This window comes from uncultured Xylophilus sp., assembly GCA_913776965.1.
Lineage (GTDB): Bacteria > Pseudomonadota > Gammaproteobacteria > Burkholderiales > Burkholderiaceae_C > Xylophilus.
Window position 1 is genome coordinate 1 of the sequence record CAJYQL010000078.1, and the last position, 23,912, is coordinate 23,912.

Genomic DNA, 23,912 nt, shown 5'->3' on the forward strand with positions numbered 1-23,912 from the left:
GCGCGGGTGGAGCGCTGCAATAGCCGCACGCCCAGCCGCGCCTCCAACGCCGCCACCTGCGCACCGACGGTCGCGCGGCCGATGCCCAGCGCGTCCGCCGCGGCGGTGAAGCTCGACCGCTCGGCGACCGCCAGGAATGCGGCCACGCCGGCCATCGCGTCGAGTGTCTTCATCAGCACGATCTTCGGTACAACGATGCGCGATTCTCGGGCTTCCGGCCGCGCGGGCCGGCGCGAAGAATGGCGATCTTCTCCACTCGCTCTCCTGCCCGCTTCACCATGGCCGACCACCTCTGGTTCACCACCGCCCGTCTCTCCATCCTGCTGTCGAAGACGCAGAACACCGGCGGCATCTCGCTGATCGAACACCGCATGCCACGGGATTTCGCCGTGCCGCTCCATGTGCACGTCGACGAGGAGGAGAGTTTCTGCATGCTTGACGGCGAGGTGCGCATCCGCGTGGGCGAGGAGATCCGCCTGCTCACGCCGGGCGAGTCGCTGGCGGTGCCGGCCGGGCTGCCGCATTCGTTCCGGGTGGTGTCGGGCGAAGCCCGTTTCCTCACCGTCACCACCGGCCGGTTCGAGGACATGGTGCGCAGCCTCGCACGGCCTGCCCAGGGCCCCGGCCTGCCGCCGCAGGAGGCGCCGACGGCCGATCAGATCGACGCGCTGGTGGCGGCCTGCGCGCGACACGGCATCGAATTCCGCGGCCCGGCGGTGGACTGACGGGCGCCTTGCAGGGCCCCGGTAAGCGGCGGTCAGCGACGCAAGGGCGCCAGCAGCGGCCGCAGGCCGTTGTGGTCGATCTCGAACATCAGCGCGAGCAGCCGTCCGGTCTCGCCCGGCGGGAATCCCTCGCGGGCGAACCAGTGCAGGTAGTTCGCCGGCAGGTCGGCGATGACGCGTCCCTGGTGTTTGCCGAAGGGCATTTCGCGGGTGACGAGCTTCTGCAGGTCGTCGGGGTTCATCGCGGCATTCTGCAGGGCCGGACGGAGGCGTCCGGCATGCTCAGCCCCCGGCCCGCTTCGGCGCGTAGCCCTGCTGCTCCAGCAGCGCCATCACCGTGTCGCGGTGGTCGCCCTGGATCTCCAGCACGCCGTCCTTCGCGGTGCCGCCGGCGCCGCAGGCGGTGCGCAGGCGCTTGCCGAGCGCGGCCAGGTCGTCGGGCGCCAGCGGCAGGCCTCGCACCACCGTCACGCCCTTGCCGCCGCGGCCCTTGGTCTCGTGCAGCACCCGCACCCGGCCGTCGCCGCGCACGGCGGCCGCGGCCTGCGCGCGGCAGGTGCAGCCGGCCACCGGCTGGCGGCAGTCGGGGCACATGCGGCCGGCCTCGGTCGAATAGACCAGGCCGCCGCCACCGGTGCTGCTGCGGTCACGCATCGCCATGGTGTCGTCTTGTCAGGTTTTTCGGAAGGAAATCGGCCTCCTGCGCAGGCGGGACCTGCGCAGACTGCTATCGAAACGGGAGCTCAGTGGTGGTGGCCGTGTTCGCCGTGCACGTGGCGATGGGCGATCTCATCGGCCGAGGCGGCGCGCACGTCGGCCACCTTGAAGCTGAAGCGCAGCGCCTTGCCGGCCAGCGGATGGTTGCCGTCCAGGTGCACCTCCGGTCCCTTGATCTTCACCACGTTGAAGACCTGCGGCTGGCCGTCGGCGCCGGTGCCCTGCAGCTGACCGCCGACCTTCACGCCCGGCGGGAATTCGCTCTTGGGGATGACGCGCACCAGGCTCTCGTCGCGGGCGCCGAAGGCCTCCTCGGCGCTCAGCTCCAGCGTGCCGGCATGGCCGGGCTCCTGGCCTTCCAGCGCTTCCTCGACCTTCGGGAAGATGTTCTCGTAGCCGCCGTGCAGGTAGACCAGCGGGGTCTTGCCCTCGTCGAGCGTGCGGCCGTCCGCGCCGGCGATCTTGTAGCGGAGGGTGACGGCGGTGTCCTTGGCGATTTTCATGGTGTGCTGGGGTGCGGCGGCGCAGCGCGGCGCGATGGGCAAAGCGCCGATTCTCGCCGTGCGGATCGGCGCCTGCAGCCGCCGCCGCGAAAACGCCCCCGGCCAGCAGGCTGCGTCCGATCCTGCTAATCTCGCAACATGCAGAGTTACATGAAATCCGGAAGCCGGTTGTCGGCGGTGCTGCACGCGCTGCTGCACATGGCCGAGCATGCGGGCCCGATGACGTCGGAGGCGCTGGCCGCCTGCATGCGCACCCATCCGGTGGTCGTGCGCCGCACCATGGCCGGGCTGCGCGAGGCCGGCTTCGTTGTGTCGGAGCGCGGCCACGGCGGCGGCTGGGTGCTGGCGCGCGACCTCGCCTCGGTCACCCTGCTCGACGTGCAGCTGGCGGCGGGCGACGCCGCGTCGCCCACCGCCGCGCCACCGCAGCCGGACTGCCTGGTCGAGCAGGCGGTGCAGCATGCGCTGCACGACAGCCTGCAGGCGGCCGAGGCACTGCTCGCAGCCCGCCTCTCCCAGGTCACGCTGGCCGACCTGTCGGCCGATTTCCACCGGCGCCTGCAGCGCCATCCCGACTGGAGCATCCATGCCCCCCACGCCTCTTCATGACGCCATCGTCGTCGGCGGCAGCTATGCCGGCCTGTCGGCTGCCCTGCAACTCGGCCGCGCACGGCGGCGGGTGCTGGTGATCGACGCCGGGCAACCGCGCAACCGCTTCGCGTCCCACGCCCACGGCGTGTTCGCCCAGGACGGCCGGCCCGGCCGCGAAATGCTGGACGAGGCCCGGGCGCAGCTCGCCCGCTATGCCACCGTCACGCTGCTGCAGGCGACCGCGACCGACGCGCAGCCGCTCGACGACGACGCGGCAGACGGCTTCGTCGTGCAGACCGACGACGGTGGCCGCCCTGCCGGCCGGCGGCTGCTGCTCGCCACCGGCTACCGCGACCAGCCGCCCGCCCTGCCGGGCGTGGCCGAGCGCTGGGGCCGTTCGGTGCTGCACTGCCCGTACTGCCACGGCTACGAGATCGGCGGCGGCCCGATCGGCGTGCTGGCGGCGATGGGACCGATGGCCGCGCAGTACGCGATGCTGGTGGCCGACTGGGGCCCGGTCACCCTCTTCACCCACGGCCAGTTCGTGCCCGACGCCGAGACGCATGCCCTCCTCGCCGCGCGCGGCGTAGCCGTCGAACCGGTGCCGGTCGCGGCGGTCGAGGGTCCCGGCGACACCCTGCGCCACGTGCTGCTGCAGGACGGCCGGCGGGTCGCCGTCGACGCGCTGTTCGTCGGCCAGCAGCCGGTGTTCGCGAGCCCGCTCGCCGCCCGGCTGGGCTGCGCGATCGACGACACGCCCGGCGGTCCGCTGGTGCGCACCGATCCCCAGCGCATGACGACCGTGCCCGGCGTCTACGCCGCGGGGGACATCGCGCAGGCGCCTTCCAACATCAGCATGTCCGTCGCCAGCGGCGTGCTGGCCGGGGCGATGCTGCACCACAGCCTCGTGGCGGAGGATGCGGCGCGCGGTGCGGCTGCACGGGCGCCATGAATGCGGGATCCGGTGCGTAACCCGGCGCGGGCCGCCCGCCGTACCCGCACCCTGCATGCCCCGCCGGATCAGCCCGCCACGTGCCGCTCGTCGAAGGCCGCCGCGAACGCCATCGACGGCCGCGCCCTGCAGCGCTCCACCCAGGCGTCGATCGCCGGCACGCCGGGCAGGCCGAAGAACGCATAGGGCGAATGCAGCAGCAGGTCGGCGGATGTGAAACGGTCGCCGCACAGGTAGGGCTGCCGCGCCAGCACTGCGAGCAGCTGTGCCTCCATCTCGGCCTTGCCGCGGAAGGTGGCGGCGAGCGCCGGGTGCTGCAGGCCGGTCGCCTGCAGCACCATCACCGGCTCCATCACGCCTGCGTACCAGGCGAACCACGACAGGTAGGCGCCGCGCTGCGGGTCGCCCGGCGGCACCTGCAGGCCGGCTTCGGGGAAACGCTCGGCCAGATAGGGCACGATCGCCGCGGATTCGCGGATCGCCACGCCGTCCTCCATCAGCAGCGGCACCTTGCCCTCGGGATGCGGGTTGCGCGGGTCGGTGCGGCCGCTGCCGTCCATGCGCGGGATGTCGACGATCTCGATGCGGACCGCGTCGAGCGCGCCGAGTTCGTGCAGCAGCGCGACGATGCGGGTGGAACGGCTGCGGGGGCTGTGGAAAAGGGTCAGCATGGAAGCTCCTGAAAACAAATGGAAGGGTCGGCGACGGCTGCTACTCTAGGCACCCCAACTGCCAGTTCCTGTCAGCTGCAGCGCTCCCCGCCATGGCCCGCCCCGACCGCCTCTTCCGTTTGCTCGACGCCCTGCGCCGGCTGCCCGCGCCCGTCACCGCCCGCCGACTGGCGGAGGAGACCGGCGTGTCGGTGCGCTCGGTCTACCGCGACATCGACAGCTTGCGCGCCGCCGGCGCCGAGATCGGCGGCGAGCGCGGCTTCGGCTACTGCCTGGTGGAGGACGGCAGCCTGCCGCCGCAGATGTTCGACCGGCTGGAGATCGAGGCGCTGGTGCTCGGCATGGGTCGGGTCGCGCATGCCGGCGACCCGGCGCTGGTGGGCGCCGCGGCCTCGGTGCTCGCCAAGCTGGCGGCCACGCTGCCGCAGGCGCGCCAGCAGCAGCTGGTGCATGCGGTGTCGATGGTCCACCGCTTCGACGACGAGCCCGCGCCGCCGCTGCCCGACATGGCGCTGCTGCGGGAAGCCTGCTGGCGCGAGGAGGCGGTGGCGATCCGCTACGTACGCGACGGCGAGACCACCGAGCGCACCATCTGGCCGCTGGCGATCGTCTACCTGAGCCGCTCGCTGATGGTGCTGTCGCGCTGCTGCCTGCGCAACGATTTCCGCATGTTCCGCGCCGACCGCATCCACGCGGTGAAGCGCACCGGCGAGAGCTTCCGGCCCCGGCGGGTGGCGCTGCTGCGCGCCTACATCGCCGAGATGGCGGCGCGGCGCCAGATCCCGCCGTGCGACGCGACGACCGCTCTGGCGTCGGAGGCCGCGGCGTGCGCGACGGCCGCACGCGCGGCGCTTTCGCGTACCCCGCCGACCCGCTGACCGCTCAGCCCGCCGGCCGCTCCTCGCGGCCGTCCGGATGCCGCGCGAAGCGTGCCGGATCGCGGCCGTGGACCGGTGCCGGATCGTCGAACGGCCAGCCGCCGAAGCCGGTGCGGCGGTAGTCCTCCAGCGTCTGGCGGATGTCGGCCTCGCTGTTCATCACGAACGGGCCGTACTGCACCACCGGCTCGGCGATCGGCCGGCCTTGCAGCAGCAGGAACTCCGCTTCGGTCTCGCCAGTGTTGGCGATCTCCACCGCCGCGCCCGGGCGCAGGGCGATCGCGGCGTGCTGCGCCACCGCCTGGCCTGCCACGGCGACCTGCGCGCCCTTGAAGAAATACAGCCGGCGGCCGGTGTCCGCGCCCGCCGCGGCCGGCAGCGTCCAGCGTGCGCCGGGGGCCATGCGCAGCGTCCAGATCGCCACGTCGGCATCGGCCTGCGCGGCCCAGGAATCCGGCGGCGGCGCGAGCGGCTCCAGCATCTCGGCGCCGGCGGCGCAGCGGCCGGCGATCACCGTGACTTCGGTGGTGCGGCCCTCGGCGTCGGCGACCACCGTGCGCGGCAGGTTCCCCGACCAGAGCATCGTGAAATGCGGCGGCGCGGTTTTGCTGCGCGCCGGCAGGTTGAGCCAGATCTGGAACAGCTCCAGCGGATTGCCGGCATCCTGGCGCAGCAGCGGAAACATCTCGGCATGCACGATGCCCTGGCCGGCGGTGAGCCACTGCACGTCGCCCTCGCCGAAGCGCGCAGCCGCGCCAAGCGAGTCCGCATGGTCCACCAGGCCGCGGCGCACGATGGTCACCGTCTCGAAGCCGCGGTGCGGATGCGCCGGGAAGCCGGGCACCGTCTCGCCGTGGTACATGCTCCAGCCGTCCCGGCGGCTGAAGTCGCTGCCGAGCGTGCGGCCCGCGAGCGAGGCGGCCGGCCGCATCTGCGCGTCGGCGGCCGGATAGGCGTCGTCGTGGTAGACGCAGAACAGGAACGGGTCGGCGGTCTCCCAGGGAAAACCGAGTGGGCGGACGTCGAGTACGGGATGGTCGGGCATGGGCGGGGATCTTCCGGAAAGGGGAGCAGGGCGGCAACCCTGCAGATGCGGCCGGCTCGCGCCGCTTCAACCGCGGCGGCACAATCCCCGCGGAGCGCCAGCCCGGCCGCACCGCATGGAGGAGATGTGCTGAACAACTACCAGACGATCACCGTCTTCGCATCGCTGCTGTACGTGGCGCTGCCGCTCATGACCTGGACCATCCTGCGCCGCCGGCACCGGCGCCGCACGGTCGTGCTGTGGTGCGCCGGCAGCCTGCTGTACGGCGCGAGCGTGCTGCTGATCGGCCTGCGCGACATGCTGCCGGCATGGCTCTTCGTTTGGATCGCAGGCCCGATGTTCTTCGCCTCGTATCCGCTGCGCGCCGCCGCGCTGCGGGACGAGGCCCGTCTGCCGACGCCGCAAGGCCTGTACGTCGTGTGCTGGGCGGTGAGCGCGCTGGTCCACGTGCTCGCGACCCACGACTCCGACGACCCGCTGCACATCGTGACCACGTCGCTGATGCACTTCCTCGGCAGCATCTGGCTGTGCCACGAGGCGCACCTGCTGCACCGTGCGACCGGCTATCACTTCGCCCGGGTGCTGCGCAACGTCTACGGTGTGTTCGCCCTGGTGCTGGCGGTGCGCTTCATCACGGTGGCGCTGTTCCTGGGCGCCGCGGCGCCCGCGCTCGACCACCAGATCTTCATCCTGATGGTCGCGTTCGCGATCTTCGCGGCGCTCTACGGCAACATGGGCTACATCGGCATGGCGCTGGAAGCGGCGCGGCGGGAGGAACTCGCGCTCGCCAGCGACCGCGCCCGCGAGCAGGAACGCCGGTTGCAGACCGAGCTGCGCATGGAGGAGCAAAGCCGCCTGCTGGTCGAGCGCGGCCGCTTGCTCGCGCACCGCGAGGAGATGCTCGCCACGCTGGCGCACGAGGTGCGGCAGCCGCTCAACAATGCCTCGGCGGCGTTGGAGAGCGCCACGCAGGCGATCGCCGACGGCGGCTCGCCGACCGACCGCGACAACGCCGCAGCTAGGCTGCAGCGCGCCCGCAGCGTGCTGACCCAGGTCGCCTCGGCGGTCGACAACACGCTAGCCGACGCGGTGCTGCTCGCCGGCACCGAGCCGATCCGCTGCCAGGACACCGACGTGGACACGCTGGTCGAGCTGGCCATCGCCGACATCGACGGGTGCGAGCGCGGCCGGGTACAGGTGCAGCGCGCCACCGCGACCCGCACCGCCTCGATGAACATCGGCCTGATGCGGCTGGCGCTGCGCAACCTGATCGGCAACGCCCTCGCCTATTCGCCGCCCGGCACGCCGGTGGTGGTGCGCATCGACGATTCGGACGAACCGCTGGCGCTGGTGATCGAGGTACGCGACCAGGGCCCGGGCATTCCCGACGACCTGATGCCGCGCCTCTTCAGCCGCGGCGCCCGCGGCACCCAGGCCCGCCACCGGGTCGGCCACGGGCTGGGGCTGTTCATCGTGCGGCGGGTGATGGACCTCCACCGCGGCACCGTGGAGGCGCTGCACGACACGCCTCAGGGTGCCTGCATGCGGCTGGTGCTGCCGCAGGGCATGCAGACCTGAACGGCCGCGGGCGCCACCGCTTCGCGCGTGTCGTCGGCACCGTCCTCGTAGGGCCGCCACCCCAGCGCCGTGGCGATGGCCTGCCGGTTCACCGTCGCGAGCGAGGGCGGCACCCGCCGTACGTAATCCTCGGCATGCGCACGCCGTTCGCCCGCGAGCCCGGCGAGGTAGGCCACCGCTTCCCCGGGCCCCGGACAGCGGCCGTTGCAGCCGTCGATGCGCGGCGGCAGCGCCGTCCAGACCACCGCCTGCAGCCCACGCTCCCGCCGCCAGGCCTCGATGGCCCGGCTGGCCGCATCGTCCGCCGCGCGGTCGGAACTGCCGACCCATTCCGGGTGCTCGCGGTCGATGGCTTCACGGATGCGCAGCTGCTCGCGGGCGGTCGCCAGGTCGTCGGTCGCGAGCAGCGCCCACCAGGTGGACTGCAGCGCGGCACCGGGACAGAGGGCCGTGGCCAGCTCGCCGCCGTCGCCGACCCGCGCGAATTCCACCGGCAGCCGCGGACCGTCGTCCTGCCAGGTCGATGCGAGCAGCAGCGCGCCGCTTTTCCAGAGAAGGGAGCCCCAGCCGAGGCAGGCGATGGTCATGGTGAATTAGCGGTAGGCACCGCAGGAGGGGACGAGGACGGGCGATGCTGGCGCGCGAAAGGCGATGGGCGCACCGGATAAAACAAAGGCCACCCGCAGGCGGCCTTCAGTCGGGCTGCAGCCGCGATCAGCAGTTTTCTTTCAGCCGCTTGTCGTGCGCGGGATCGGTGACCCGGCCCTGGCCATGGCTGGCGTGGGACTGGCCGCTCTTCTTGTCCATGTCCTTCGCCATGCCCTTGTCCATCGATTTGTCCGTGGACTTGGCCATGCCCTTGTCCATCTTGCTGTCCATCGCCTTGCCGCTGTCGCGCTGCATGGACATGCCGGCTTCGGCGCGGTCGCTGCCCTTGTGGGCCTGGGCCTTTCCGCCCTGGTTTTCCTTCAGACGGCCGTCGGTCGACGGATCTGTGACGCGGCCCTGACCGTGGTTGTCGTTCTTCTTCATGGTGTGCTCCTGAGGGTGTGTGTGGGTGAAAGAAGTGCCGGCGATCTGCCTGTGCACTGGGGTCATCTTTCACGTCGCTACCCAGCCGGATGTGTCGAGCCGTTCTGCCGATTTGCCCGCCTTCCACGGTGCGGCGCCTGCGCGTTTGCACAACCCGCAACATCCGCAACCTCCGGAGGCAAACGCATCCTGCGCGCCTCTTGCGTACCCACACACCTCGCCCGAAAACGCCTACACCGCAGCGTTTTCGCACCCTGCTGAAAACGCTGCAGTGACGCGCCTATCAGGCCAGCGACAGTTGCGCACGGAACAGGTAGCCGACCCGCGACTGCGACTGCAACGGCACCACCACCGGCGTCGCCCGTTCGATGCGGCGGCGCAGCCGGTAGATCGTGGCGTGCAGGGTGTTGTCGGACTCCGCTTCGTCGGTGTGGCCGAGCCGCTGGCGCAGCGTGGCCCGCGCCACGGTGCCGCCGGCGGCTTCGACGAAGCACTCCATCACCGCGAGGTCCTTGTCGCTCAGCGAGATGCGGGTGCCGTCGGGCGCGACCAGTTCGCTCGCATGCCGGTCGAGCTTCCAGCTGTTGTGCTGTTCGCGGGCGGCCACCACGCGGCGGTACACCGCCTCGACCGCCAGCGCGACCTGCTCGAAGCGCACCGGCTTAGCGAGGTACATGTCGGCACCCGCGGTCAGCACTTCCTCGAACACCGCCGGCGCCAGCCGGCCGGACACGACCAGCACGCCCGCGGTACTGCGGCGGCGCAGGATCTTGATCAGGTCCAGGCCGTCCACGCCGGGCAGCATCAGGTCGAAGATGTAGAAGTCGAAGCTGTAGGGCGTCTGGGCCGCCAGCAGGTCGTTGCTGTCGCCGAAGACCTGCACCGCGATGCCGCGCTGGCGAAGATACTGGCTCAGGAATTCGGAAAACTCGGCATCGTCGTCGACGAGCGCCAGGGTCGAAGGCATCATGCCGCGCGCCCTCCTGCAGCGCGTTGCGCCGCAAGGTGTCCGCCGTCGGCGTGGGGGTGGATCTCCTCCTGCATATCAACTTTCCTCGGTACCTGTGTCATTAATGATCGAATAGGTCACATGCCGCGAAGCCATGATGCGAAAAGCGAATAAAACTGCTTTTCTGACCTGCAACAGCGGCCAAAACCTGTCTTTTGACGTGGACTGATTGTCGGGCAACCCGACAGGACCGTGCACCATCATGTACCGAGATGCGATGCCGCAGCATTCCGGGCGGATGCTGTGCGGACAGGGCCCGGATGGCCCTCGGTCAGCCGAGCCAGCGGGTGAAGTCGGCAACCGTCTCGCGCGGCGTGCGCAGCGTGTTCACCGGCGCATCCCCATCCGCATGACCCAGCGCCATGCCGCAGACGAGCATCTCGTGGTCCCCGGCGCCCACCTGCGGCAGCACCACGGTCTCGAAGCGGTTCCAGGCGGCCTGCGGACAGGTGTGCAGTCCGCGGGCCCGCGCGGCCAGCATGATGCTCTGCAGGAACATGCCGTAGTCGAGCAGCGCGCCGCGGCCGAGCGCCCGGTCGACGGTGAAGATCAGCCCGACCGGGGCGTCGAAGAACCGGAAGTTGCGGCCGTGCTGCGCATGCATCGCCTGCTTGTCGCCGCGGCCGATGCCGAGCAGGCCGTACAGGCTCCAGCCATTCTGCCGCCGCCGGTCCAGATATGGCGAGAACCACTGCTCCGGGTAGTAGTCGTAGGCCGGCCGGTAGGCCTCGCCCAACGCCGGGTCGGCCGCGATCGCGTCGTGCAGGGCGCACACCGTATCCACCAGCCGGTCGCGGCTCGCGCCCTGCAGCACGTAGACCTTCCACGGCTGGATGTTGCTGCCGGAGCCGGCGCGCGCGGCGACCGCCAGGATCTGCTCCAGCACCGCCTGCGGCACCGGGTCCGGTCGAAAGGCGCGCACCGACTGGCGGCTGAGCAGGGCGGCATCGACGCTCGCCGGATCGGCGATGACGGTGCCGACGGGCAGGGGTCCGGCGGGGGGATCGGGCAGGGCGGCGGCGGTCATGGCACGGCAGTGTGCCCGGAGGGCTGCGGCTCCGCTGCCGCCGACGCGGCAGCACCGGCCGCCGCCTGCAGCAGCGACAGCTCTTCCGGCAGCAGCCCCGCCTGGCCGGCGCGGGCGAGCGCATAACGCGCCATCGCCTCGGCCGCGGCCGCGAACGGCGGATGGCCCAGGCGCCGGACCGAGCCGAGCGCCCGCTGCAGCGCGATGCCCACCTCCACCGCCGGAGCGCCGTAACGGGCCAGCGGCGCGAACACGTCCTCGACCAGCCCGGCATCACGCAGCGCGGGCGCACTGACGCGGTCGAACAGCACTTCCGGCGGCGCGGCCGCCTGCGCACGGCGGCCTTCGGCCCAGACCGCCAGCGTGCGGACCGCCGCGGCCGTCACGTCGAGCGCGGTGCCCGGATCGTTCACCGACGCCGACATCGCCCGCGCCGCGATCTCGCCCATCACCACCATGCCGAAGCGCGGATCGTGGTCGAAGCTGCGGCTGGTGCCGACCAGCACCGCATCGGCAATCGCCTGGCGGGCGGCGTCGTCGAACGGCCGGTCGCCGGTCACCAGCACCACCGACGGCTCGACGAACGCGCCCGGCAGCACATGCAGGTGCAGCCTGCAACCGGCGGCCTCGGCATGCCGCTGCAGCAGGTCCATCGACACATGCTGGACGAAGCCGGTGGCGGCGGCCTGCAGCGCATGGGCGCCGCGCTCGCCCTCGGCCTGCGGACGTCCGCCGAGATGGGGCTTGTCGAGGCGCTGGCGCATCGCATCGGCGGTGGCGAGCTCCACCCGCCGGATCGTCTCGCCCAGCCGGCCGAGCACCGACAGGTAGTCGATCCAGCGCAGCAGCACCACGACCACCACCGCCAGCATCACCAGGGTAAAGCCGAACAGCACCAGCCGGCCGCCGTCGCCGTAGACATGGGCATGCAGCCCGACCAGCGCGATCACGCTGTAGAGAAAAGCGCCGACGAAGGCGGCGAGCGTGTTCTGGATCGTCGTGTCCTCGATCAGCAGCTGCGCCGCGCGCGGCGTGGCGGTGCTGCTGACGGCAGAAAACGACGACACCATGGTGGTGGCCGAGAAGATCGCCACCGTCAGCATGCTGGAAGCGAGGATGTTGAGCAGGCTGTCGATCGAATCGGAGCCTAGCTGGGTCGCCACGTCTCGCGGGATGGCCGGGCCGAGAAGGGCTGCCAGCGCGACCGCCAGCACTGCGAACAGCGAAAACAGCGCGCAGCGCCACCAGGTCTTGCGGACCAGCTTCTGCAGCAGGTAGCGGAATTTTTCGGACACGGCGCCTTCCGCGGGGCGGTGCCGTTCAGCGGCCCCGGCGCTGCCAGGCCCAGAGCGCGCAGGCCAAACCGACCGCGGCTAGGCCGGCACCCGCCGCGGTCAGGCCGGCCTGGCCCTCGCGGTGCCCGCCGTCGACCGCATTGCCGCGCGAGGCGCCGTAGAGGTTGCCGTCGGTGATCGGCGCCGGCGTGCTGCGGCGCAGAGCCCAGTCGATGAACGCGCGCATCGTGCGGCCGACCAGCCGGGGTGCCAGCGCGTAGGCGATACGGCCGGGCAGGGCCGGCGCCCCGATCCAGGTCACGTCGCGCGGGCGGTCGCACAGCCGCACAATCGCTTCGGCTACGCGGCGTGGGTCGATCAGCGGTGGCGGCGGACGCAGCGTGCGGCCGGTGTAGTTGGCCCCGTGCGCCAGGCCCGGCGTATCGACGAAGGTGGGCGCGACGTCGCAGATGTGCACGTCGCGCAGGTCCGACACCTCGCTGCGCAGCGCTTCGGACAGGCCCCGCACGCCGAACTTGCTCGCCACGTACGCAGCGGCGTACGGGGTGGGGATCCAGCCGCCGAGCGAGATCATGTTGACCAGCAGACCGTGCCGCTGCGCGCGGAAATGCGGCATCGCTGCATGGCAGCCGTTCAGGTGGCCGAGCAGGTTGCATTCCAGCACCCGCTTGTGCGCCTCGGCAGGCGTGTCCTCGAAGCGGCCGACGGCGCCCACGCCGACACCGTTGACCCAGACGTCGATACGGCCGAAGCGCGCCAGTGCTGCATCGGCCAGCGCCTTCATCGCACCGGCATCGGCCACGTCCGTCGGCACCGCGAGCACCGGCACGCCGGCGCGTTCGCAGGCCATCGACACCGGCTCGAGCGATTCGGCTGACCGCGAAGCCAACACCAGTGCGGCGCCGTGCCGCGCGAAAGCCAGCGCCGTGGCCCGCCCGATGCCGCTGGACGCGCCGGTCAGCACGACCACGCGGCGCGGCGAGGCGGTGGAGAGGGGGGCGTCGTCGGACGGAGCGGGACTCATGGATCGGATCCTTCGTGTGGAATGAGTTGATGGATCCGTCGTTGTAGGACGGCGCGTGCACGCCGCGGCGTAGGACGATGCCTTGCGGGGCAGTGCGCGCGGCCCGCCACCCCGGGGCGCGCACTTCGCGCAGGACGGGCTTCAGCCGCGGTGCGGGATGTCCAGGCCGCGCACCACGGCCGGCCGCGCGACGAAGGCGTCGAGCACCCGCTGCACGTTCGCGAAGGCATCGAAGCCGACCAGCTCGTGCGCGCCGTAGAAGCCCACCAGGTTGCGCACCCAGGGGAACACGGCGATGTCGGCGATGGTGTATTCCGCGCCCATGATCCAGTCGCGACCCTCCAGCCGGCGGTCGAGCACGCCGAGCAGGCGGCGGGATTCGTCCACGTAGCGGTCGCGCGGGCGCTTGTCCTCGAAGTCCTTGCCGGCAAACTTGTGGAAGAAGCCGAGCTGGCCGAACATCGGCCCGACCCCGCCCATCTGCCACATCAGCCATTGCAGCGTCTCGTAGCGGGCGGCCGGGTCGGCGGGCAGCAGCCGGCCGGTCTTCTCGGCGAGGTACACCAGGATCGCGCCGGATTCGAACAGCGCCAGCGGCGCGCCGCCCGGACCGGCGGGATCGAGGATCGCCGGGATCTTGTTGTTCGGATTGAGCGACAGGAATTCGGGCGAAGTCTGGTCGTTGCGGCCGAAGTCGACGAGGTGCACCTCGTAGGGCAGCCCGATCTCTTCCAGCGCGATGGACACCTTCACGCCGTTGGGCGTGGGCAGGGAGTACAGCTGCAGCCGGTCCGGATGCTGCGCAGGCCACTTGGCGGTGATCGAAAAGGCGGACAGGTCGTTCATGGTCGTCGGTTCCTCGAAAAAAGGGGGATGCGGAAGGGCAGTCGGTGCGCCGATCAGACCACGCCCTGGACCAGCCCGAGCGCCCGGGCTTCCTGCGCCTCCAGATACCAGTCGGACTGGCCGATGCGGGCCATCAGTTCGTCGATCGTCAGCTGGGTGCCCTCCACCAGCACGGCGAAGGCGCGGCGCTCCATCTCGCGGGCGCTCTCGATCTCGGCCAGCGTGTCGCGCACCAGCGCCTCCATGCCGCGCATCGCGCCCTTGAGTTCCAGCGTCTTGTCGAGCCGGCGCTCGTGGATCAGCAGCATGCAGTGCTCGGTGAGCCAGCGACGGTCGGGTGCGAAGGCCGACATGATGGTCACGCCGGCGGAATAGACGACCGACTTGCCGACGAAGTGCAGATCGGCGCCGAAACGCTCGCGCGCCAGGATCAGGTCGGTGGCGATGCGGCGGCCGGTCTCGGCATCGCCGCCGGTGGTGGTCAGCTCGACCAGCACCGGGCCGGCTGGGCTGCCGAGGGCGGTGTCGAGCTGCTGCAGGAAGTTGTTCAGCATCGCATCGTCGACCTTGCCGTGGAGGCGGATCTGCGGCTGTCGGAGGAGGTTGGCGGGAAGCATGGCAGGGCCCATCGGTGGAGGAAAGACGCGGAGTATTTGATGCAGTGGGCGGACACTACCGTCATTAATCGAAATTCCGCTCTCGTCCTACAGCACAGTCGTGGCGCGGGCCTTGCGCGGGCTGTCGGCTGACAGGCGTCTGCGTCGCAGCGCTGTGGCCGGGCGCGGCACCGTCGGCGATGCTCGGTAGTCTCTGCCAATGCCGCACCGAACCGCCATGCCCGTTGCTTCCGCCACCGTGCCGACCGACGCCGACGACGCCCCGCCGCCGCCGCTGCACGGTGTGCGGGAGCTGCCGGGGGTGACGGTCGAGAGCTACAGCCTGCCGGTCCTCGACCATGCGGACGGCTCCTTCTTCGGCGACCGCGCGAGCCGGCGCGCCTTCGGCTGGATGCTCGATGCGTGGCGGGGCGTATTTGCCGACATCGCCGGCAAGGACGCGCTCGGCGTCCGGCCGACCGCCGACATTCCGAAGGACCGGCTCGATGCGCTGCTGGCCGCCAACGGGCCGGCCGCCGCCACGATCCGCGCTGCCTGCGAGGACTATGCGCTGCAGCTGGTGGCGGTCGTGCGGCGCTTCCAGCGGCAGAAGAGCTGGAAGCAGGTCGAGCGGGTGGTGATCGGCGGCGGTTTCCAGGAAAGTGCGGTCGGCGAGCATGCGATCGGCCGCGCCGCCGAACTGCTGGCCGAGGCGCGGGCCGGCGTGTCGCTGCGCACGCTGCACCACCATGCGGACGAGGGTGGCCTGATCGGCTGGCTGCACATCGCGCCGCCGGAGGTGCTGCAGGACCACGACGGCCTGCTGGCGGTGGACATCGGCGGCACCAACGTGCGCTGCGGCATCGTGCGGGTGCGCGGCCACGGCCCCGACCTAACCCGGGCCGAGGTGCTGGCCCACGACAAGTGGACCCATGCTGACGACGAGGACGTGCAGCGCCGCCACCATGTGGTGGAAGGGATCGCCGACATGCTGGAGCGCACGATCCGCGAAGCCCGCGGCGACGGCGTGACGCTTGCGCCGTACGTCGGCATCGGCTGCCCGGGCACGGTCGAGCCCGACGGCACGCTGTCGGCCGGCGCGCAGAACCTGCCGGGCAATTGGGAGAGCAGCCGTTTCCACCTGCCGCGCGAGCTGTGCGCCCTGCTGCCGAAGATCGCCGGCCGGACCACGCAGGTCCGGCTGCACAACGACGCAGTGGTGCAGGGCCTGTCCGAGCTGCCCTACATGCGCGACGTGAAACGCTGGGGCGTGCTGACCGTCGGCACCGGCCTGGGCAACGCGAGCTTCACGAACCGCTGACCGGCGGTGTCCGCGGTGGTGCCGGTGTATCCGACGGAGCCGCGTGCGGCGCCGCGGCGGCCCCGGGCGGCGGAGCGAGCGCCGCCAGCATGTGCGCGGCCAGCGCTTCGTACAGCGGCCGGCTGATCATGCGCGACACCAGGCTGGCCAGCATCGCACAGGCCATCAGGCTCAGCACCATCGCATGGCCGTCGACCATCTCCATCACGATGATGAAGGCGGTCAGCGGCGCCTGCGTCACCGCCGCCAGGAAGCCGGCCATGCCCATCGCGATGAGGGCGGGGCCGAGCGCGGGGCCGGCGAACTGCGCGATGCCGTCGCCGATGCCCGCACCGATCGACAGCGACGGCGCGAAGATGCCACCGGGCACGCCGCACCAGGCGGTGAGCCAGGTCGCGACGAACTTGAGCAGGGTGTAGAGCGGCGTGAGTTCGTCGTGGCCGGCCAGCATCCGCTTGACCGCCTCGGAGCCGGCGCCGAAGGTGGCGCCGTCGGTCGCCAGGCCGATCACCGCCAGCGCCAGGCCGCCGGCGGCAGCGAAACGGACCGGCCAGCGGGCGCGCCAGCGGTTGAAGCGCTGCGGCGAGCCGGTGAGCGAGGCGATCATCAGCCGCGCGAACAGGCCGCCCGCCACGCCGCTGGCCAGCGCCACCAGCAGCCCCGGCCCGACCAGCGACCAGCCGAGCGGCGGCACGCGGATGATCCCGAAATAGCTCAGGTTGCCGAAGGCCGACACCGCCCCCAGACCGGCCAGCACGATGCCGGTGATGATCACGCCGCTGGCGCGCGCCTCCAGCCGGCCGGCGAGTTCCTCGATCGCGAATACCACGCCGGCCAGCGGCGCGTTGAAGGCCGCGGCGATGCCGGCGGCGCCGCCGGCGATCAGCAATGCGCGGTGGTCGATCGTGCTGCCCGGCGACAGCCAGCGGCGCGCATGCTGCATCACCCCCGCGGCCACCTGCACCGACGGGCCTTCGCGGCCGATCGACAGGCCGCCCGCGAACCCTGCGGTGCACAGCCCGATCTTGGCGAAGCCGAGCCGCAGCGACACGAAGGCGCCGCGCCGCCCGGCCGGCATGTCCGAATCCAGCGCGGCCTTCACCTGCGGAATGCCGGAGCCGCCCGCGCCGGGGAACCAGCGCCGGGTGCACCAGACGATGCCCGCGGTCAGCAGCGGCGTCCAGAGCAGCACCGCCCAGGGCGCGCCGTGGTGCAGCTGCTCGAAGCCGGCGAAGGCCCATTCGGCCAGCAGCGTGAACGCCACCACGCACAGGCCCGACGCCACCGCGTAGCCGAGCACGATCGCGCGGTCGAGCCAGACGCGCACGCTGGAAAACTCGGCGCGCAGGTTCTGGAAGAAATTGGGTTCCTGGTGCATCTGCCGGGATTCTCCGCCCGGCGTAGGCGATCCAGGCAACTGAATGGTCAGTCCAGCACGATCCGCGCCTGCGTCACCACCCGGCGCCAGGACCGGACCTCCGCCGCGGTATGGCGGGCCAGCGCGTCCGGGGCGTACTGCGCATCGGGCAGCAGCCGGATGCCCTGGTCGGCCAATTGCCGCTTCCAGGCGACGTCCTCCATCGCACGGGCGTAGGCCCGGTACAGCCGCTGCACCACGTCCGGCGGCGTGCCCCGGGGTGCGTAGACGCCGTACCAGGTCGCCATCTCGAAATCCGGCAGCAGCCGCCGGCCCAGCGCCGGCACGCCGGGGAACTGCGGCAGGTCCTGCGCCGAGGTCAGGCCGATCGCGCGCAGCCTGCCGCCGGCCAGGGCCGACAGTGCGGTATTGCTCTGGTCGAACACCGCATCGATCTGCCCGGCCATCAGGTCGGTCAGCGCCTGCGCGGTGCCTTTGTACGGCACCGACGTGGCCTCGATGCCGGCGCGCTGGGCGAACAGCGCCGCCGCCAGGTGCGAGGTGGAGCCGAGGCCCGCATTCCCGATGTTGAGCCGGCCCGGATGCCGCCGGGCGAAGGCGATCAGGGCCTCGGCGTTGCCGAACGGGGACTGGCGCGCGACCAGCAGCACCAGCGGCGTGTCGGGGAAGCGGAACACCGGGTCGAAGTCCTGCAGCGGGTCGTAGCCGAGGGTCCGGTACAGCGACGGCGCAGCCGCCATGAAGCCCAGGTGGCCGACCAGCAGGGTGTAGCCGTCGGGCGCCGCCTGGGCGGCCCGCGCGGCGCCGACGGTGCCGCCCGCTCCTGCGACGTTCTCGATCAGGATCGTCTGGCCGAGCGCGGCGCCGACGTGCGCGGCGACATCGCGGGCCAGCGCATCGGTCGGGCCGCCGGCGGGAAAAGGCACGATCCACACGACCGGCCGGGTGGAGTAGCCCTGGGCCCGCGCGCCCGCCGCCAGCGCGGCGCCGGCCAGCGCGACGACGGTACGGCGGTGCAGGGACATGAAATCTCCGGGAAGGAAAGGAAGGGAAGGTTCGGGCGCGTAGAGCACATGCCGCGGCCCGGTCCGACCTACCGAACTGTCGGTCTCCGACAGCGACCGGTCAGCGGGGCAAACCCGCCCCGGGATAATCGACCGCCATGCAACGCCCCGATTACGCAGACATCGCACGGCACCTGACCGAGGCGATCACCAGCGGGCATTTTGCCGTCGGCAGTCTGCTGCCGACCGAGCTGGAGCTGTGCGCCCACTACGGCGCGAGCCGCCACACGATCCGCGCGGCGCTGACCGAGCTGCAGGCGCAGGGGCTGGTGTCGCGCCGCAAGAACATCGGCACCCGGGTCGAATCGGCCGAAATCCGCTCCGGCTTCCGACCGACACTGGCTTCGGTGGACGATCTGGTGCAGTTCAGCAGCCACCAGATCCGCCGGGTGGAGACGGTCGGGGAAGTGGCGCTCGACGAGGCCGTCGCCCGTGACCTGCGCTGCGCTGCCGGCTCACGCTGGTTGCGGCTGTCCAGCCTGCGGGTCGATGCCGAGGGCGACCGCCTGCCGGTCGGCTGGACCGACGTGTATGTGGAACCGGCCTATGCCGAGGTGGCCGAGATGGTGCGTCAGGAGCCGGGCACTTTGGTCTGCGCGCTGATCGAGTCCCGCTGGGGCCGGCGCGTCGCCGAGATCCGGCAGGACATCCACGCTGCCCTCAACACCGATCCGGTCATGGCCGAGCGGCTGCAGCTCGCGCCGGATGCGGTGGTGCTGAAGGTGATCCGGCACTACCTGGATGCCGACGGCATCGCCTACGAGATGTCGGTCTCGATCCACCCGGCCGACCGGTACTGGGTGTCGCTGCGGCTGCAGCAGCCGCCGGTGCCGGAAGTGCCGCAATCGCCGGAACCCTGAGCCCGGCTTTGCGAGCCCTGGACGGCACGGGCGCCCACTGCACCGACGCATTCAGCTATCGATAACATAGCATGGAGCCCCCGGCGGTGCCGGTCAGCACTTCCGCCAGATACGGCGCCGTGCGGCTGCCGGCCGCCCACGCCACCTGCTCCGGCGGCCCGCAGGCCACCACGGTGCCGCCGGCATCGCCCGCGCCTGGGCCCATGTCGATCACCCAGTCGCTGGCGGCGACCAGCCGCATCTCGTGCTCGACGACCACGACCGTGTTGCCGGCCTGCACCAGCCGGTCGAGCTGCGCGAGCAGCCGGTCCACGTCGGCGGGGTGCAGTCCGGTGGTCGGCTCGTCCAGCACGTAGAGCGTGTCGCCCTTCTGGGTGCGCTGCAGCTCGGTCGCGAGCTTGATGTGCTGGGCCTCGCCGCCGCTCAGTTCGGTGGCGGGCTGGCCGAGGCGCAGGTAGCCCAGGCCGATGTCGCGCAGCACGGCGAGCGGCCGCAGCACCGCGGGCTCGTTGGTGAAAGCGTCGCAGGCCGCCTCGACCGTCAGGCCGAGCACGTCGGCGATGGTCAGGCCGTTCCAGGTGACGGCGAGCGTCTCGGGGTTGTAGCGGGCGCCGTGGCAGGCGGGGCAGGGCGCATAAACGCTCGGCAGGAACAGCAGCTCGACGCTGACGAAACCCTCGCCCTCGCAGGTCGGGCAGCGGCCCTTGGCGACGTTGAACGAGAAGCGGCCGGCGTCGTAGCGGCGGCGCTTCGCGTTGGGCGTGGCGGCGAAGATCTTCCTCACCGCGTCGAACAGGCCGGTGTAGGTCGCGAGGTTGGACCGCGGCGTGCGGCCGATCGGCTTCTGGTCCACCTGCACCAGTCGGCGGATGCGAGCCATGCCGCCCGCGATGCGGCCCGCCGTGCGTTCCGTGGGCAGGGCCGGAGCGCCGGCGCCCGGGTCGTCGTCGCCCGCCGCGGCGTCGGGCGGGCCGTCGTCGGCAGGCGGCTCCACTGCCACCGGCTGGCCGAGCGCGGCGCCGACCAGTTCCAGCAGCGCCTGGCTCACCAGGCTCGATTTGCCGGAGCCCGAGACACCGGTCACCGCGGTCAGGCAGCCGACCGGAAAAGCCGCATCGATGTCGCGCAGGTTGTGGCGAGCGACGCCCTCCAGCCGCAGCCAAGCATCGGTTTTTTCGATGCTTTCAGGTGTTTTGCGCAGGCGGGACGTGCGCAAGGCGCTATCGAACAGATAGCGCCGTGTTTGCGACGCTTCGACCTGCGACAGCCCGTCCGGCGGGCCGCTGTAGAGCACCCGGCCGCCGCGGCTGCCGGCCTCGGGGCCGACGTCCACCAGCCAATCGGCGCGACGCATCGTGGCGATGTCGTGCTCCACCACGAAGAGCGAGTTGCCGGCGGCCTTCAGTCGCTGCAGCGCGTCGAGCAGCGCCTCGCTGTCAGCCGGGTGCAGGCCGGCCGACGGTTCGTCGAGCACGTAGACCACGCCGAACAGCTGCGAGGCCAACTGCGTCGCGAGCCGCAGCCGCTGCAGCTCGCCCGGCGACAGCGTCGGGGTCGCGCGGTCGAGCGACAGGTAGCCGAGGCCGAGCGCCGTCAGCTGCCGCACCCGGCCGAGCAGCTCGGCCGACAGGCGCTGGGCGGCGATGCGTTTTTCGACGGACAGGTGGGGCGTGCGGCGCACGTCGGGTGCCGCGGCATGGGCCGAGCCGCCCGCGGCGACGCGGCGGGCGATGTGGGCGCGGTGCCGTTCCTTCGACGCCGACGGTGCGTCGTCGCCCGCGCCATCCGCATCGTCCTCGTCGGCGAAGCGACCTTCGGCGGCCGGTTGAAGCAGCGCCGCCAGCGCATCCAGCGGCAGCCGCTGCAGCGCCCCGATGTCGTGGCCGCAGAAGGTGACCGACAGGGATTCGCGCTTCAACCGCTTGCCGTCGCACACCGGGCAGACGGTGCCGACCATGAACTGCGACACCCGCTTCTTCATCAGCGCGCTCTGGCTGGTGGCGAAGGTCTGCAGCACGTAGCGCCGCGCGCCGGTGAAGGTGCCCATGTAGCTCGGCGACTGCTTCGCCTGGATCGCGGCCCGCACCTCGGCGCGGTCGAAGCCGGCGTAGACCGGCACGGTCGGCTGCTCGTCGGTGAAGAGGATCCAGTCGCGCGTCTTCTTCGGCAGGTCCTGCCAGGGCAGGTCCACGTCGTGGCCGAGGGTGGTAAGGATGTCGCGCAGGTTCTGGCCCTGCCAGGCGGTCGGCCAGGCGGCGACGGCGCGTTCGCGGATGGTGAGGGTCGGGTCCGGCACCATCGACTGCTCGGTCACTTCGTAGAGCCGGCCCAGGCCGTGGCATTCCGGGCAGGCGCCCTGCGGCGTGTTGGGCGAGAAATCTTCGGCATACAGCATCGGCTGCTGCGCCGGATAGCGGCCGGCGCGCGAATACAGCAGCCGTACCAGGCTGGAGATCGTGGTCACGCTGCCGACCGACGAACGCGCGGTGGGCGTGCCGCGCTGCTGCTGCAAGGCGACGGCGGGCGGCAGGCCGTCGATCCGGTCCACCTGCGGCACGCCGACCTGGTCGATCAGCCGCCGCGCATAGGGCGCGACCGATTCGAAATACCGGCGCTGCGCCTCGGCGTACAGCGTGCCGAAGGCGAGCGACGACTTCCCCGAGCCCGACACGCCGGTGAAGACGACCAGCGCATCGCGCGGGAGGTCGACGTCGACGTTCTGCAGGTTGTGCTCGCGGGCGCCGCGCACCTGGACGAACCCGGGGCGGCTGCCGGGCGCAGGCGGCGAAGGCGTCGGGGAAGAAGGTACTGGAGAGGAGGGCATGCGTGACCGAAGCGTCGCCAGCCACCGGTGGTCGCCCGGTCGGACCGCGGAATTCTCCGGTGTAGGCCGACAGCGGTTTCGGTCGCTTCGCCCGCCGCAGACGAAGCGCCGCCCCGCCACACTGCGGCGATGGACGCATCTTCCGCCACCGCCCGTACCGCCCATGTCGTTGCCGGTGTCGATTTCGGCGCCGATTCCGCCGCCGTCGCGCAGGCGTTGATCGGCGTCGGCGTGTGGGTCGGGGGTGTCGGCGGCCGGATCGTCGAGACCGAGGCCTACGACCGCGACGATCCGGCCTCGCACAGCTTCGCCGGGCCCACTGCGCGCAATGCGGCGATGTTCGGCCCGCCCGGCCGGGCGGACGTCTCCCGCTCCTACGGCATCCACTGGTGCCTGAATTTCGTCTGCCGCGAGGCGGGCCACGGCGCCGGGGTGCTGATCCGGGCGCTGGAGCCGACCGACGGGCTCGACACGATGCGGGCGCGCCGCGGCGTGGACGACCCGCGACTGCTGTGTTCCGGGCCCGGCCGGGTGGGACAGGCGCTCGGCATCGATGCATCGTTCAACGGTTTCGCGCTCGACGCGCCGCCGTTCGCACTGGCGCCGCGCGGCGCGAACGCGGTAGTGCTGACCGGCCCGCGCATCGGCATCAGCCGGGCCGCCGACGTGCCGTGGCGTTTCGGCGCGGCGGGGTCGCGGTTCCTGAGCCGGCCGTTCCGCTGACCGGCCGGCTTCATCGGCACCTACACCATTCGACAGGCCGGCGGCCTACAAGGGCAATGCGGGCGGCGTGTGCCCTCCGCCATCCTGCCCATCACCCCCACGACGACCCATGGCCCCCACGACCACCGCCTCCGCGCCGCCCGTGCGCTACACCCCCAATGTCGAGACACCGAAGGACGACGAGGCGAAGACCTCGGCCGAACTGGTCGAGACGCTGCTCGAGATCGCCCGGACGATGCAGGAGCACACCGGCCACGGCCTGCGCAGCGTGCATGCCAAGAGCTTCGGCCTGCTGCGCGGCACGCTCACCGTACTGGACGGCCTGCCGCCTGAACTGGCGCAGGGCGTGTTCGCCCGGCCCGGCAGCCACGAGGTGATCGCCCGCATGTCCACCCCGCCGGCCGAGGAGCTGGATGACCGCGTCTCGCTGCCGCGCGGCCTGGCGCTCAAGGTGCTCGGCGTGGAAGGCGAGCGGCTGCCCGGCAGCGAGGCCAGCACCACCCAGGACTGGCTGATGGTCAACGGCCCGGTGTTCAACGCCCCCGACGCCGAGAGCTTCCTGCGGTCGCTGAAGCTGCTCGCCGCCACCACCGACCGGGTGCCGACCGGCAAGCGCATGCTGTCGGTGGTGCTGCGCGGCACCGCCAAGGCGCTGGATGCGGTCGGGGTGGAAAGCCCCAAGCTGATGGCGATGGGCGGCCATCCCGAGACCCATCCGCTCGGCGAGACCTTCTTCACCCAGCTGCCGATCCGCTACGGCGACTACATCGCCAAGCTGCAGGTCGCGCCGGTGGCGGCCTCGCTCACCGCACTGACCGACCAGCCGCTCGAGGTGCAGGACGAGGCCAACGGCCTGCGGGAGGCGGTCAACAACTATTTCGCCGCGCACGACGACGCCGAGTGGGAACTGCGGGTGCAGCTCTGCACCGACCTGGAATCGATGCCGATCGAGGACGCCTCGGTCGAATGGCCCGAGGCGCAGAGCCCCTACCGCACCGTGGCCCGGCTGCGCATCCCGCGCCAGACCGGCTGGAGCGAGGAGCGCTCGCGCGCGGTGGATGACGGCCTGGCCTTTGATCCGTGGAACGGCATCGCCGCGCACCAGCCACTCGGCAACGTGATGCGGGCCCGCCGCGAAGCCTACAAGCCGTCGGCCGCGTTCCGCGCGCAGGCCAACGGCTGCCCGATGCACCAGCCGCGCGCGGCCGACGCCGTGCTGCCCCGCGCCTGAGTGGCAGGACGGTGTAGGCTGG

The 23,912-nt window shown here is 71.7% G+C and carries 26 protein-coding genes; 9 read left to right on the forward strand and 17 right to left on the reverse strand.

The window, feature by feature from the left end; all coding sequences use genetic code 11:
- Nucleotides 1-173 (reverse strand): LysR family transcriptional regulator (locus QZ500_RS19570; protein WP_366763060.1); only part of this gene is annotated, 173 nt, incomplete at its 3' end.
- 66 nt (nucleotides 174-239) lie between these two features.
- On the opposite strand from QZ500_RS19570, the gene QZ500_RS11595 reads away from it, so the two are divergent.
- A complete protein-coding gene (locus tag QZ500_RS11595; RefSeq protein ID WP_295855403.1) occupies nucleotides 240-725 on the forward strand; it encodes a cupin domain-containing protein in 486 nt (161 codons plus the stop codon).
- Nucleotides 726-757: 32 nt separating this feature from the next.
- On the opposite strand, the gene QZ500_RS11600 is transcribed toward QZ500_RS11595, so the two are convergent.
- The 3 genes from QZ500_RS11600 to QZ500_RS11610 form a co-directional block, all read right to left on the reverse strand.
- Complete coding sequence (locus QZ500_RS11600) at nucleotides 758-967, reverse strand: DUF3820 family protein (RefSeq protein WP_295855405.1); 210 nt, start codon at nucleotides 965-967, stop codon at nucleotides 758-760.
- Between the two features lie 40 nt (nucleotides 968-1,007).
- Nucleotides 1,008-1,379, reverse strand: a complete 372-nt coding sequence (locus tag QZ500_RS11605; RefSeq protein WP_295855550.1) for a translation initiation factor Sui1 — start codon at nucleotides 1,377-1,379, stop codon at nucleotides 1,008-1,010.
- A gap of 89 nt (nucleotides 1,380-1,468) precedes the next feature.
- The gene (locus tag QZ500_RS11610) at nucleotides 1,469-1,945 is read right to left on the reverse strand and encodes a peptidylprolyl isomerase (protein WP_295855407.1); all 477 of its coding nucleotides are present in this window, start codon (nucleotides 1,943-1,945) and stop codon (nucleotides 1,469-1,471) included.
- Nucleotides 1,946-2,095: 150 nt separating this feature from the next.
- Here QZ500_RS11610 and QZ500_RS11615 point away from each other — a divergent pair, with 150 nt between their 5' ends.
- Together QZ500_RS11615 and QZ500_RS11620 are read left to right on the forward strand one after the other, a co-directional pair.
- Entirely contained in the window at nucleotides 2,096-2,554 is a 459-nt protein-coding gene (locus QZ500_RS11615) for an Rrf2 family transcriptional regulator (protein WP_295855410.1), read from the forward strand.
- Nucleotides 2,532-3,488, forward strand: coding sequence for an NAD(P)/FAD-dependent oxidoreductase (locus tag QZ500_RS11620; protein ID WP_295855412.1), 957 nt, complete (start codon nucleotides 2,532-2,534; stop codon nucleotides 3,486-3,488). Before QZ500_RS11615 ends, QZ500_RS11620 begins: the two co-directional genes overlap by 23 nt.
- Nucleotides 3,489-3,556: 68 nt before the next feature.
- Here QZ500_RS11620 and QZ500_RS11625 read toward each other — a convergent pair whose 3' ends face one another.
- Complete coding sequence (locus tag QZ500_RS11625) at nucleotides 3,557-4,159, reverse strand: glutathione S-transferase family protein (protein ID WP_295855414.1); 603 nt, start codon at nucleotides 4,157-4,159, stop codon at nucleotides 3,557-3,559.
- A gap of 92 nt (nucleotides 4,160-4,251) precedes the next feature.
- Between QZ500_RS11625 and QZ500_RS11630 the strand changes: the two genes are divergently transcribed.
- Nucleotides 4,252-5,037 carry a YafY family protein gene (locus QZ500_RS11630; RefSeq protein WP_295855416.1) on the forward strand — a complete coding sequence of 262 codons (786 nt, stop codon included), beginning with the start codon at nucleotides 4,252-4,254 and terminating at the stop codon, nucleotides 5,035-5,037.
- Between the two features lie 4 nt (nucleotides 5,038-5,041).
- Here the strand turns inward: QZ500_RS11630 and QZ500_RS11635 are convergent, their stop codons facing one another.
- Entirely contained in the window at nucleotides 5,042-6,082 is a 1,041-nt protein-coding gene (locus QZ500_RS11635; RefSeq protein ID WP_295855417.1) for a pirin family protein, read from the reverse strand.
- A gap of 126 nt (nucleotides 6,083-6,208) precedes the next feature.
- Between QZ500_RS11635 and QZ500_RS11640 the strand changes: the two genes are divergently transcribed.
- Complete coding sequence (locus tag QZ500_RS11640; protein WP_295855418.1) at nucleotides 6,209-7,660, forward strand: sensor histidine kinase; 1,452 nt, start codon at nucleotides 6,209-6,211, stop codon at nucleotides 7,658-7,660.
- Here QZ500_RS11640 and QZ500_RS11645 read toward each other — a convergent pair.
- The 8 genes from QZ500_RS11645 to QZ500_RS11680 all read right to left on the reverse strand — a co-directional run bounded on the left by QZ500_RS11645 (nucleotide 7,612) and on the right by QZ500_RS11680 (nucleotide 14,510).
- Entirely contained in the window at nucleotides 7,612-8,247 is a 636-nt protein-coding gene (locus QZ500_RS11645; RefSeq protein WP_295855421.1) for a hypothetical protein, read from the reverse strand. The genes QZ500_RS11640 and QZ500_RS11645 overlap by 49 nt on opposite strands.
- A 127-nt stretch (nucleotides 8,248-8,374) precedes the next feature.
- A complete protein-coding gene (locus QZ500_RS11650) occupies nucleotides 8,375-8,692 on the reverse strand; it encodes a hypothetical protein (protein ID WP_295855426.1) in 318 nt (105 codons plus the stop codon).
- A 283-nt stretch (nucleotides 8,693-8,975) separates the two neighbouring features.
- Nucleotides 8,976-9,662, reverse strand: a complete 687-nt coding sequence (locus QZ500_RS11655) for a response regulator transcription factor (RefSeq protein ID WP_295855428.1) — start codon at nucleotides 9,660-9,662, stop codon at nucleotides 8,976-8,978.
- A gap of 310 nt (nucleotides 9,663-9,972) precedes the next feature.
- On the reverse strand, nucleotides 9,973-10,728 hold the full coding sequence (locus QZ500_RS11660; RefSeq protein WP_295855431.1) for a nitroreductase: 756 nt from the start codon (nucleotides 10,726-10,728) through the stop codon (nucleotides 9,973-9,975).
- A complete protein-coding gene (locus QZ500_RS11665; protein WP_295855432.1) occupies nucleotides 10,725-12,023 on the reverse strand; it encodes a DUF2254 domain-containing protein in 1,299 nt (432 codons plus the stop codon). Before QZ500_RS11665 ends, QZ500_RS11660 begins: the two co-directional genes overlap by 4 nt.
- Nucleotides 12,024-12,048: 25 nt before the next feature.
- Nucleotides 12,049-13,047, reverse strand: a complete 999-nt coding sequence (locus QZ500_RS11670; protein ID WP_295855435.1) for an SDR family oxidoreductase — start codon at nucleotides 13,045-13,047, stop codon at nucleotides 12,049-12,051.
- A gap of 141 nt (nucleotides 13,048-13,188) precedes the next feature.
- Nucleotides 13,189-13,893 (reverse strand): glutathione S-transferase N-terminal domain-containing protein, encoded by a 705-nt coding sequence (locus QZ500_RS11675; RefSeq protein ID WP_295855438.1) that lies wholly within the window; start codon nucleotides 13,891-13,893, stop codon nucleotides 13,189-13,191.
- Between the two features lie 53 nt (nucleotides 13,894-13,946).
- Nucleotides 13,947-14,510 carry an ATP-dependent Clp protease proteolytic subunit gene (locus tag QZ500_RS11680; RefSeq protein WP_295855441.1) on the reverse strand — a complete coding sequence of 188 codons (564 nt, stop codon included), beginning with the start codon at nucleotides 14,508-14,510 and terminating at the stop codon, nucleotides 13,947-13,949.
- 217 nt (nucleotides 14,511-14,727) lie between these two features.
- Here QZ500_RS11680 and QZ500_RS11685 point away from each other — a divergent pair, with 217 nt between their 5' ends.
- A complete protein-coding gene (locus QZ500_RS11685) occupies nucleotides 14,728-15,810 on the forward strand; it encodes an ROK family protein (protein ID WP_295855444.1) in 1,083 nt (360 codons plus the stop codon).
- Here the strand turns inward: QZ500_RS11685 and QZ500_RS11690 are convergent.
- Nucleotides 15,797-17,188 carry a chloride channel protein gene (locus tag QZ500_RS11690; RefSeq protein WP_295855447.1) on the reverse strand — a complete coding sequence of 464 codons (1,392 nt, stop codon included), beginning with the start codon at nucleotides 17,186-17,188 and terminating at the stop codon, nucleotides 15,797-15,799. The genes QZ500_RS11685 and QZ500_RS11690 overlap by 14 nt on opposite strands.
- A 47-nt stretch (nucleotides 17,189-17,235) precedes the next feature.
- A complete protein-coding gene (locus QZ500_RS11695; protein WP_295855450.1) occupies nucleotides 17,236-18,213 on the reverse strand; it encodes a tripartite tricarboxylate transporter substrate-binding protein in 978 nt (325 codons plus the stop codon).
- 137 nt (nucleotides 18,214-18,350) lie between these two features.
- Here QZ500_RS11695 and QZ500_RS11700 point away from each other — a divergent pair, with 137 nt between their 5' ends.
- Complete coding sequence (locus QZ500_RS11700; protein ID WP_295855452.1) at nucleotides 18,351-19,112, forward strand: GntR family transcriptional regulator; 762 nt, start codon at nucleotides 18,351-18,353, stop codon at nucleotides 19,110-19,112.
- A 55-nt stretch (nucleotides 19,113-19,167) separates the two neighbouring features.
- Here the strand turns inward: QZ500_RS11700 and QZ500_RS11705 are convergent, their stop codons facing one another.
- A complete protein-coding gene (locus QZ500_RS11705) occupies nucleotides 19,168-21,936 on the reverse strand; it encodes an excinuclease ABC subunit UvrA (RefSeq protein WP_295855453.1) in 2,769 nt (922 codons plus the stop codon).
- Between the two features lie 129 nt (nucleotides 21,937-22,065).
- Between QZ500_RS11705 and QZ500_RS11710 the strand changes: the two genes are divergently transcribed.
- Nucleotides 22,066-22,659, forward strand: coding sequence for a DNA-3-methyladenine glycosylase (locus tag QZ500_RS11710; RefSeq protein WP_295855456.1), 594 nt, complete (start codon nucleotides 22,066-22,068; stop codon nucleotides 22,657-22,659).
- Between the two features lie 109 nt (nucleotides 22,660-22,768).
- Nucleotides 22,769-23,890 carry a catalase family protein gene (locus QZ500_RS11715; RefSeq protein ID WP_295855459.1) on the forward strand — a complete coding sequence of 374 codons (1,122 nt, stop codon included), beginning with the start codon at nucleotides 22,769-22,771 and terminating at the stop codon, nucleotides 23,888-23,890.
- Nucleotides 23,891-23,912: the final 22 nt, after the last annotated feature.